General features: G+C 69.4%; 7 protein-coding genes and 1 tRNA gene. 3 read left to right on the forward strand and 5 right to left on the reverse strand.

The genetic code is table 11. The annotated features are described in order from the left end of the window. Nucleotides 1-59 precede the first annotated feature (59 nt). Together ACFW2E_RS17545 and ACFW2E_RS17550 are read right to left on the reverse strand one after the other, a co-directional pair. Nucleotides 60-133, reverse strand: a tRNA-Met gene (locus tag ACFW2E_RS17545). A gap of 41 nt (nucleotides 134-174) precedes the next feature. Beyond that, nucleotides 175-3,090 carry a UPF0182 family protein gene (locus ACFW2E_RS17550; protein ID WP_384467306.1) on the reverse strand — a complete coding sequence of 972 codons (2,916 nt, stop codon included), beginning with the start codon at nucleotides 3,088-3,090 and terminating at the stop codon, nucleotides 175-177. Nucleotides 3,091-3,254: 164 nt separating this feature from the next. Between ACFW2E_RS17550 and ACFW2E_RS17555 the strand changes: the two genes are divergently transcribed. Then, nucleotides 3,255-3,797, forward strand: a complete 543-nt coding sequence (locus tag ACFW2E_RS17555; protein WP_384467295.1) for a PPA1309 family protein — start codon at nucleotides 3,255-3,257, stop codon at nucleotides 3,795-3,797. A 97-nt stretch (nucleotides 3,798-3,894) separates the two neighbouring features. Here the strand turns inward: ACFW2E_RS17555 and ACFW2E_RS17560 are convergent, their stop codons facing one another. From ACFW2E_RS17560 to ACFW2E_RS17570, 3 genes are all read right to left on the reverse strand, one after another. Beyond that, complete coding sequence (locus ACFW2E_RS17560) at nucleotides 3,895-4,992, reverse strand: PDZ domain-containing protein (RefSeq protein WP_384467297.1); 1,098 nt, start codon at nucleotides 4,990-4,992, stop codon at nucleotides 3,895-3,897. A gap of 341 nt (nucleotides 4,993-5,333) precedes the next feature. Next, entirely contained in the window at nucleotides 5,334-5,795 is a 462-nt protein-coding gene (locus ACFW2E_RS17565; protein WP_384467299.1) for a molybdenum cofactor biosynthesis protein MoaE, read from the reverse strand. A 154-nt stretch (nucleotides 5,796-5,949) separates the two neighbouring features. Further along, entirely contained in the window at nucleotides 5,950-7,062 is a 1,113-nt protein-coding gene (locus ACFW2E_RS17570; protein ID WP_384467301.1) for an SDR family oxidoreductase, read from the reverse strand. 194 nt (nucleotides 7,063-7,256) lie between these two features. On the opposite strand from ACFW2E_RS17570, the gene ACFW2E_RS17575 reads away from it, so the two are divergent. Together ACFW2E_RS17575 and ACFW2E_RS17580 are read left to right on the forward strand one after the other, a co-directional pair. After that, nucleotides 7,257-8,702 carry a zinc-dependent metalloprotease gene (locus ACFW2E_RS17575; RefSeq protein WP_384467303.1) on the forward strand — a complete coding sequence of 482 codons (1,446 nt, stop codon included), beginning with the start codon at nucleotides 7,257-7,259 and terminating at the stop codon, nucleotides 8,700-8,702. Beyond that, complete coding sequence (locus ACFW2E_RS17580) at nucleotides 8,699-9,226, forward strand: NUDIX hydrolase (RefSeq protein ID WP_384467305.1); 528 nt, start codon at nucleotides 8,699-8,701, stop codon at nucleotides 9,224-9,226. The genes ACFW2E_RS17575 and ACFW2E_RS17580 overlap by 4 nt, the downstream gene beginning before the upstream one ends. Nucleotides 9,227-9,362 lie beyond the last annotated feature (136 nt).

The following is a 9,362-nucleotide window of genomic DNA, read 5'->3' on the forward strand; positions in this document are numbered from 1 at the left end:
CTCAGACACAACAAAGACACTCGCCTCCACTCGTGACGACCGCGCCCCATCCTCTGCAGTAGCGGGGACAGGATTTGAACCTGCGACCTCTGGGTTATGAGCCCAGCGAGCTACCGAGCTGCTCCACCCCGCGCCGTTGTGTGGCAACCCTATCACGGCGCGGGGTGGCCTTGATCAGCTTTTGCCGCCGCCCTGACCACTGCCGCCGGTGGACTTGTCGCCGCCGCTGGTCCCATCGGCCTTGGACTGGGCGTCCTTGGCCCGCTTCAGCGCGTCCTCCAGATCCTTCTGGGCCCGCCCGTACGCCTCCCAGTCGCCCTTCTTCAGGGCTTCCTGCCCCGAGTCGAAGGCCTTCTGGGCGTCACCGAGAGCCTGTTGGACGGTCGGATTGCCCGACGGCGGCGGATTGCCGGTGCCGGTGTCCGGTGGCGTACTGGTCGAACCCTGCACTCCGAAGACCTTGTTGAGGGCCTCGTCGAGCGTGTCCTCGAAGGCGTAGCTCGTGCCGTAGCTCACCAGTACCTTCCGCAGCAGCGGGTACTTGAGTCCGCCACCGCGTACGTAGACGGGCTCCACGTACAGCAGTCCTCCGTCGAGCGGCACCGCCAGCAGGTTGCCGTACTCCACGCTCGAATGACCGCGGCTGAGCAGGCTGATCGCGGAGGCGATGTCCTGTTCGGAGTTGAACTGGCTCTGAACCTGTTTGGGCCCGTTGACCGTTGTGCTCGTCGGCAGTTTCAGGATTCTGATCCTGCCGTATTCGGGCGTGCCCGCCTCGGCGTCGACCGACATGAACGCGCTGAGGTTGTCACGCCCGTTGGGGGTGAACGTCGTGGACAGCGAGAACGCCTGCGACTGCTGTCCGGGCATCTTCATGCTCAGGTAGTACGGCGGCACCGCGTTGCCCGACCTGTTGGTCGGGTCGTCCGGCACCTGCCACACCTCGCTGCCGGTCAGGAAGGTCTGCGCGTCCGTCACGTGGTAGCGCGTGAGCAGCTCGCGCTGAACCTTGAACAGGTCCTGCGGGTAGCGCAGATGGGCCATCAGCGAGGCGGAGATGCCGGTCTTCGGCTGCACCGTGCCGGGGAAGGCCTTCATCCAGGTCTTCAGCACCGGGTCCTGGGTGTCCCACTGGTAGAGCTTGACCTCACCGGTGTACGCGTCGACGGTCGCCTTCACCGAGTTGCGGATGTAGTTGACCTGGTTCTGCTGGGCCACCACCGCGCGTGAGTTGTTGGCGGCGGTCAGCGAGTCGGCCGTCGTGTCGCCGAGGGTCGTACGGGAGGCGTACGGGTAGCCGTTGGTCGTCGTGTACGCGTCCACGATCCACTGGATGTGACCGTCCACGACGGCCGGGTAGGCGTCGCCGTCGATGGTCAGCCAAGGGGCGACCGCCTCGACGCGCGCCTTGGGCGTGCGGTTGTACAGGATCCGCGACCCCTCGCCGATGGCACCGGAGTAGAGGATCTGCGGTTCGTTGAACGCCACCGCGTACGCGGCCCGGTTGAGCGGGTTGGAGAGGTTGACCCCGCTCTTCGCCTTGTAGCTCGTGGTCTTCTCGCCGCTGTCGTCGGAGTAGTCGATCTCCTTCTGGGGACCGCCGACGATCGAGTACGTGGTGGTCTTCTCGCCGTAGTAGATCCGCTGCTGGTACGTCGGCAGCTCGCCCTGCGACGGCAGGTCGTACTCGGTGAAGACCGGGCGGCCCTCGGAGTCCGCCTCCGTGCCCTTGGCGGCGACCACGCCGTAGCCATGGGTGTAGCGGAAGTGGTCGTTGATCCAGTTGTTCTTCGGGATGCCGTCGAGGTTCAGCTCACGCAGACCGATGACCGTGTCCTGGTCCTTGCCGTCCTTGGTCGGGTACCGGTCGACGTCGAGGTTGGTCGGGAACCCGTAGTAGTTCCGCATCTGCTGGAGCTGCTGGAACGTCGGCGAGACGACGTTCGGGTCCATGATCCGGATGCTCGCCGCGCCGTCAACGTCGTCACGCAGCCTGGTCTTGTCCGCGGTGTTGCTCTTGCCCTGGTACTCGGTGACCCTGGCGTCGTCGATGCCGTACGCCTCGCGGGTCGCCTTGAGGTTCTTCTGGACGTACGGGGCTTCCTTGGCCTGCTCGTTGGGCTGGACCTGGAACTTCTGGACGATGGCCGGGTACAGGCCGCCGATGAGGATCGCCGAGAGCACCATCAGGCCGAAGCCGATGACGGGCAGCTGCCAGGTGCGCCGCCACAGTGTGGCGAAGAACAGCAGCGCGCAGATCACCGCGATGCAGAACAGGATCGTCTTGGCCGGCAGGTAGGCGTTCGCGTCGACGTACCTGAGGCCCGTCCAGTTTCCGGTCGCCTTGAAGTCACTGGACTTCACGGCGAGTCCGTAGCGGTCGAGCCAGTAGGCGACCGCCTTCAGGGCGACGAAGATACCCAGGAGCACCGACAGGTGCCCGGTGGCCGCGGCCGTGGCACGCGCGCCCGGACTGGTCACGCGCAGCCCGCCGTACAGGTAGTGGGTGAGCGCGGCGGCGATCAGGGACAGGATCGCGGTGGCGAAGCCGAAGCCCAGCAGGAAGCGGTACCAGGGCAGGTCGAAGGCGTAGAAGGAGACGTCGAGGTGGAACTGCGGGTCCTTCTGGTGGAAGGGCACGCCGTTGACCCACATCAGCCAGGTCCGCCACTGGCCGGCCGCGGACGCACCCGCGATGAGGCCGACCAGCGCGGCGATGCCGAGCAGCAGCCACGTCTTGTACGGCGCGATGCCCATCCGGTAGCGGTCGAGGCTCTGCTGCTCCATGGACATGGCGCTCAACGGGGGCCTCAGCCGGTGCGCGAGCCAGACGTTGAAGCCGACCGCGGCCGCCATCAGCAGGCCGAAGACGAAGAAGAGCCCGATCTTGGTCCACAGCATGGTGGTGAACACGGACGAGTAGTGCACCGAGCGGTACCACAACCAGTCCGTCCAGAACCCCGCGAACATGGTGAACGCCATGCCGAGGACGGCCAGGACGCCCAGTGTCATGAGCAGGGTGCGGGCGCGCCGGGACGGGCGGCCCACTCTGATCCGCGGCCCCGTCGGGCCCCCGCCGCGGTCCGGCATCTGGAAAGCCAAGGTGCGCACCTCGAAAATCGCTGTTGATCCGTCAGGCCCTCGTGTTCGCGGACCGTCCGTGGCCCCCCGTGATCGCGGGCCCACATCTATGCAACTTACTCATCGTTTACTCGGTTCCCGATTCGGGCCGGGAACGAGGCAGGATTGTGACCATGTCCAACACTCCCATGGCAGCGAACCCGCTCACCCGGGCCGTACTCGAGATCGACGAGTACGCCTCCGGCCTCGGCTGGGACCAGCCCGCTCGCCTCTTCGCCCTTGTAGACACCGCGCGGCTGCGGGCTCAGGAACCTGCCCTCGCGGCCCAGCTCGGCCTGCAGGACGAGCCCGAGACCGTCGGTCTCACCCCGATCGAGCAGGACGAGGTTCCAACGGACAAGGCACTCGACGAGTTCCTCGGCACCATCGCCTGGCCCGACGCGGTCTCCGGCTGCGCTCTCACGGTCGAGCGCCTGATGCTTCCCCCCTCCGCGGAGGCGCAGGTCCCGCAGGGCCTGAGCGGCGCGAAGCTGGCGAAGTGGGTGGCGGACCACCCCGAGCGCCAGGAGGTCCGTATGACGGTCGCCGTCCTGCGTGACGGCACCCGCGAGTCGGCGGTGCGCCTGCGTGAGAAGGACACCCCGACCGAGGTCCTCACCGGTCCCGACCTGGTGCCGGGCCTGGCCGAGGCCCTGACGGCGACTTTCGAGGACTGACTCCTGCGGGTACCGGTACGGCGCTGGGGGCGCCCCTGGAACTCAGGGGCGCCCCCAGCCGTGCACAGCCACGTACCGTCTCACCGGCTCCCGCGTGTCACCCCTTGGTCGTGCACTTCGGCAGGTCGGCGGTGTCGCCGCCGCGGATGTCGTTGAGCGCGTGGAGGGCGTCGCCGATGGTCTTCACCTTGACGAGGGTGAGGCCGCTCGGGGTGTCCTTCGCCGCGGCGGCGCAGTTCTCGGCGGGTGTGAGGAAGTACTGGGCGCCCTTGCTGCGCGCGCCGACGGTCTTCATTTCGATGCCGCCGATCGGCCCGACCGTGCCCTCGTCGTCGATGGTGCCCGTGCCGGCGACGAACTTGCCGCCGGTGAGGCTTCCCGGGGTGAGCTTGTCGTAGATGCCGAGCGCGAACATCAGACCGGCGCTGGGCCCGCCGACGTCGGCGAGCTTGATGTCGATGCTGAACGGGAAGGTGTGGTCCGTGCCGGCGGAGATCCCGACGATGGCGCGCTTGGCACCGCTGTCGTGCGACGTCGCCGTGGTGACGGTGACCTTCTCGGTCCCGGTCGCCGTCTTGTTCTCCTTCTCGGCGGCGGCCTGCTCCTTCGCCGGGACGACGGTGAACACAACGTCCTGACCGGGCTTGTGCTTGGTCACGAGCTGCGCGACGTCGGACGGCTGCTTGACCGCCGTGCCGTCGACGGCCTTGATGACGTCACCGGCGTGCAGCCTGCCCTCGGCCGGGGAGTCCTTGACGACCGTCGAGACGATCACCCAGGACTTCACGGGAATGCCGAGTTCCTTGAGCGCGGCGACCTTCGCGCTCTCCTGGGACTGGCTGAACTCCTCGGCGTTCTCCTGGGTGGACTGCTCCTCCGTCTTGCCGTCCGGGTAGAGCGTCTCGTGCGGCACGACCTTGTCGTCATGAGCCAGCCACCCGTAGACGGCCTCGACGAGGTTCATCCTGTAGTCGGCACTGGTGACCCGGACGGTGGTCATGTTGAGGTGGCCGGAGGTGCCGTACGTCTTGTGGCCGGAAATCTGCAGCACCGGCTCGCCGCCATGGTCCCCGAGGGTGTTCACGGTCGGCCCCGGCGACATCTCCGAGTACGGCACGGGAATGAGCACTCCCGCGCACAGGAGCGCGATCAGCATCAGGGTGGAGGCGAGCATCGTCGCGGTGCGGCGTGGCATGTCTCGACAGTACGGGACGCGTCTGTCAGCACACCGTCAGGGCTCCCCCGTCCGATACCTCACGTACGGGAGTGGGACCTCTCCATGGCCTCGCGGAACCGGGCGTACCCGTCGAGCTCCGGGCCGTCGCCGCGCACCTTACGGGTGCGGTTGGCCCAGCTTCCCCACAGACCGGCACCTATCGCTGCGGCAAACGGAATAAGCAACCAGGCGAGCGCCGCCATGCCGACCTCCCGACCCCTTGTGAGCGTCCGCGACTGACTGATCAGCAGATTAACCATCCGCACTGACAACGCTCGTGCCCGGGGTGTGGTTACGCAACCGGAGTTTCTGTGGCCCGTTCAGCAGGCCCCGACCCACTCCTCGGTGCCGTCGGAGAACTTCTGGTGCTTCCAGATGGGCACCTCGTGCTTGAGGTCGTCGATCAGTTTCCGGCAGGCCTCGAAGGCCTCGCCCCGATGGGGACAGGCGACCGCGACGACGACGGCCAGATCCCCGATCCCGAGGTCCCCCACCCGGTGCACGGCGGCCAGCGCCCGCACCGGATACTCGGCGACCACCTTCTCGGCGATCCGCCGCATCTCGGCCTCGGCGCTGGGGTGGCAGGAGTACCCGAGCCGGTCGACGTCGGCCCCGCCGTCGTGATTGCGCACGGTCCCCACGAAGAGCGCGATCCCGCCCGCCGCGTCGTCCCCCACGGCCCGGAAGACCTCGTCCACGGAGAGCGCGGCCTCGCGAACGGCGATCAGCTTGATGGGGTCCTGCGCCGTCTGCTCACCGGGGTGATCGTTCGTGGGTGCCATACCCCCATCGTGCCGTACACCTCCGGCATCGTGGAATACGACTTTCACCAGCCACGCGCGCGTGGCTGTTTGGAGTGTCCTACAGCGGGACGGCGTCGGCGCGTCCCGCGCCCGGCGGGGTCCCGTGGACCCTGTCGGGCCGAGGCCGGCGGCCTCAGATGCGCCGCCGGGCCTTGCGGGCCCGCCGTACGACAGCCGCCGCGCCCAGCAGAGCCACCGTCGCACCCGCCGCACCCGCCGCGGTCGCGTCCTTCCGCCCCAGCCGCCGTCCGACGACCGTGTGCCGCCCGGACACCTCTTCCAGCAGCTCCGCGAGCACCTCCTCATTGGTCCACCCCGGCCGCCACCCGGCCTCGTGCAGCCGGCTCCCGCTCACCACCCAGGGATACATCGTGTAGGCCAGGTCCCCGGCCGGCGAGGGAGTGAGACCGATCCGGTGCAGCCTGGCCGCCGCGCCCAGCGCGACGGCGGACGGCAGCTCCATCCGCCGGATCCCGCTGAGCTCCTCGACCTCCTCCTGCTCCAGCCAGCCGTCGCACCCGACGGCCAGCTCGCCGTCCGCCTTCTCCAGAACGGCGTACTCCAGAGCGGCGCACAGGTCCTCGACGTGGCAGAACTGCCAGGCGGGCCGCGACCCGGCGACGACGAGCAGCCGTGGCGACTCGAAGTACCGGGTCAGCGCCGTGTCGGTGCCCCCGACCAGCAGGGCCGGCCGGACCACGGTCACGTTCAGCCCGGGATGCGCGCGGGGGGCGCGTCGCGCGAGCCGTTCGATCTCCAGCAGGTCGCCCACACCGGTGGCCTCGGCGGTCGCCCGCAGCTCCGCGTCCTCCGACAGCGGCAGCTCGTTGTCCGGCAGAGCTCCGTAGACCATCGCCGACGTGCACAGCACCACACGGTGCACCCCGGCCGCCGCCGCGGCGGTCAGCACGGTCTGTGTCCCCCGCACGTTGTAGGCCGTACGGGCGGCCGCGTCACTCCCCAGGTCGAGGTCGAGTGCCAGATGCACGACCACGTCCACGCCCCGCAGCTTGTCCGCGATGGCCGGGTCCCGCACATCGAGGATGTGCCACTGCGCCGCCGCGCACTCCCCGCGCCGTTCGTCGATGGCGACGACCTGCTTGATCGCGTCGGACGCGGCGAGCCGCTCGGTGAGAAGCGCGCCGACCCCGGTCGCGGCACCGGTGACCGCGACCACGGGCCCGCGCACGGCGGGTGGGGTTGAATGGTTTCGCGCTGCGCGAACCTGCGGATCTGGGGAACTCACCGGGCGTCTCCAGCGGTTGTCTTCAGTACGAGCGCCAGTGACGCGTACGTACCAGGTGGCATCCATCCTGCCGCAGGCCACGAGTCGGCGAAGCACCGAGGCCCGATCGGGCCTCGGGTGTCTACGCTGGGTGGTGTTGTCGGGCAGCCGCGCCGCCGGAGAAAAGCCGGTGGCCTTACCAGCCGAGGAACCCCGTGAGTGACACCCCATTCGGATTCGGCCTTCCGCCGGAGGAGCCGGAAGACGGCGACGAGGGCAAGAAGAAGGACCAGCAGAGCGGTGGTGGGCAGGGACCGGACAACCCATTCGGTTTCGGGCTGCCCGGAGCCGGAGGCTTTGGCGGCCCGGGTGCGGACAATCCGCTCGCTGCCATGTTCGGTTCGCTGAACCCCACCGACCTGGGCGCCGCGTTCCAGCAGCTCGGCCAGATGCTCTCCTACGAGGGCGGCCCGGTGAACTGGGACATGGCCAAGCAGATCGCCCGCCAGACGGTCTCCCAGGGCACGCCGGACGGCACCAAGGACGCCAGCGTCGGCCCCTCCGAGCGCAATGCCGTCCAGGAGGCCGTCCGCCTGGCCGACCTGTGGCTGGACGACGCGACGTCCCTGCCGTCCGGCGCAGGCTCCGCGGTGGCGTGGTCCCGCGCGGAGTGGGTCGAGGCGACCCTGCCCGCGTGGCAGGAGCTCGTCGACCCGGTCGCCGAGCGCGTCGGCGCGGCGATGGGCGACGTCCTGCCGGAGGAGATGCAGGCCATGGCGGGCCCGCTGATCGGCATGATGCGCTCGATGGGCGGCGCCATGTTCGGCACGCAGATCGGCCAGGCCGTGGGCGTGCTCGCGGGCGAGGTCGTCGGCTCGACGGACATCGGCCTGCCGCTCGGGCCGGCCGGCCGGGCCGCCCTGCTGCCGGTGAACATCGAGGCGTTCGGCAAGGACCTGGGCGTGCCGAAGGACGAGGTGCGGCTCTACCTCGCTCTGCGCGAGGCCGCCCACCAGCGTCTTTTCGCGCATGTGCCGTGGCTGCGCTCGCACCTGTTCGGCGCGGTCGACGGGTACGCGCGCGGGATCAAGGTGGACACGGCCAAGCTGGAGGACGTGGTCGGCCAGTTCGACCCGCAGAACCCCGAGCAGTTGCAGGACGCGCTGCAGCAGGGCATGTTCCAGCCGGAGGACACGCCGGAGCAGAAGGCCGCCCTGGCCCGTCTGGAGACGGCACTGGCGCTCGTGGAGGGCTGGGTGGACGCGGTGGTCCACGCGGCCGCGAAGCCGCGTCTGTCGTCCGCGGACGCCCTGCGTGAGACGCTGCGCCGTCGCCGCGCCACGGGTGGCCCGGCCGAGCAGACGTTCGCCACGCTGATCGGCCTGGAGCTGCGTCCGCGGCGCCTGCGTGACGCCTCCCGTCTGTGGGCCTCGCTCACGGACGCGCGCGGGGTGGACGGCCGCGACGCCCTGTGGGCCCATCCGGACATGCTGCCGACGGCCACCGATCTGGACGATCCGGACGGTTTCGTGCACCGCGAGCATCTGGACTTCTCCGAGCTGGACAAGTTGCTCGGCGAGGCGGCGGGCAACGCGGGCGAGAAGCCGAACCTGTCCAAGGAGGACAAGAACGACGACGCCAAGGGCGACGACGCCGAGTGAGTCTGTACGACGACGCGGTCCTCGTGCTCAAGGGGTACGAGGGCCAGGAAGAGTTGTGCCAGTCCTATCTGGATCACCTCGCGGCGTATCCGGACGGCATGTGGAAGGCCTGTAGCGCCGGCCATGTCACGGCGAGCGCCCTGGTGATCGACCCTGAGCACGACCGTGTGCTGCTGACCCTGCACAGGAAGCTGCGGATGTGGCTGCAGATGGGCGGCCATTGCGAGCCGGAGGACGTCACCCTGCGGGCCGCGGCACTGCGCGAGGCGACCGAGGAGTCGGGCATCCCGGGTCTGACACCGCTTCCCGGCGGCCCGGTGCGCCTGGACCGGCATCCGATCCCGTCGCCGTGCAACTGGCACTTCGACGTCCAGTACGCGGTCCTCGCTCCGCGCGACGCCGAGCACGTCATCAGTGACGAGTCGCTGGACGTGCGCTGGTTCGCCTACGACGAGGTGGCCGACGTCGCCGACGACTCGGTCGTACGGCTGCTCGAAGCGACACGCCTCAGACTCGGAGCCTGAGCCACACGTACATGTAAGGGGGGGGGGCGCGGGGGGGGGGCCCCCGGGGGTGTGGCCGCCGCCCGCGCCCGCGGGGCCGCGCCCTCGCTTGCCCGGGGGTGTGCGCTGTGCCCCCGGGGGGGCCCCCGCCCAGAAG

It is taken from the genome of Streptomyces sp. NPDC058964 (genome assembly GCF_042741275.1).
GTDB lineage: Bacteria > Actinomycetota > Actinomycetes > Streptomycetales > Streptomycetaceae > Streptomyces.

Coding starts and splice junctions, on each gene's coding strand:
- ACFW2E_RS17560 (WP_384467297.1), bottom strand. CDS start 4,992: ATGCCACGCCGCACCGCGACGATGCTCGCCTCCACCCTGATGCTGATC.
- ACFW2E_RS17550 (WP_384467306.1), bottom strand. CDS start 3,090: ATGCCGGACCGCGGCGGGGGCCCGACGGGGCCGCGGATCAGAGTGGGC.
- ACFW2E_RS17555 (WP_384467295.1), top strand. CDS start 3,255: ATGTCCAACACTCCCATGGCAGCGAACCCGCTCACCCGGGCCGTACTC.
- ACFW2E_RS17565 (WP_384467299.1), bottom strand. CDS start 5,795: ATGGCACCCACGAACGATCACCCCGGTGAGCAGACGGCGCAGGACCCC.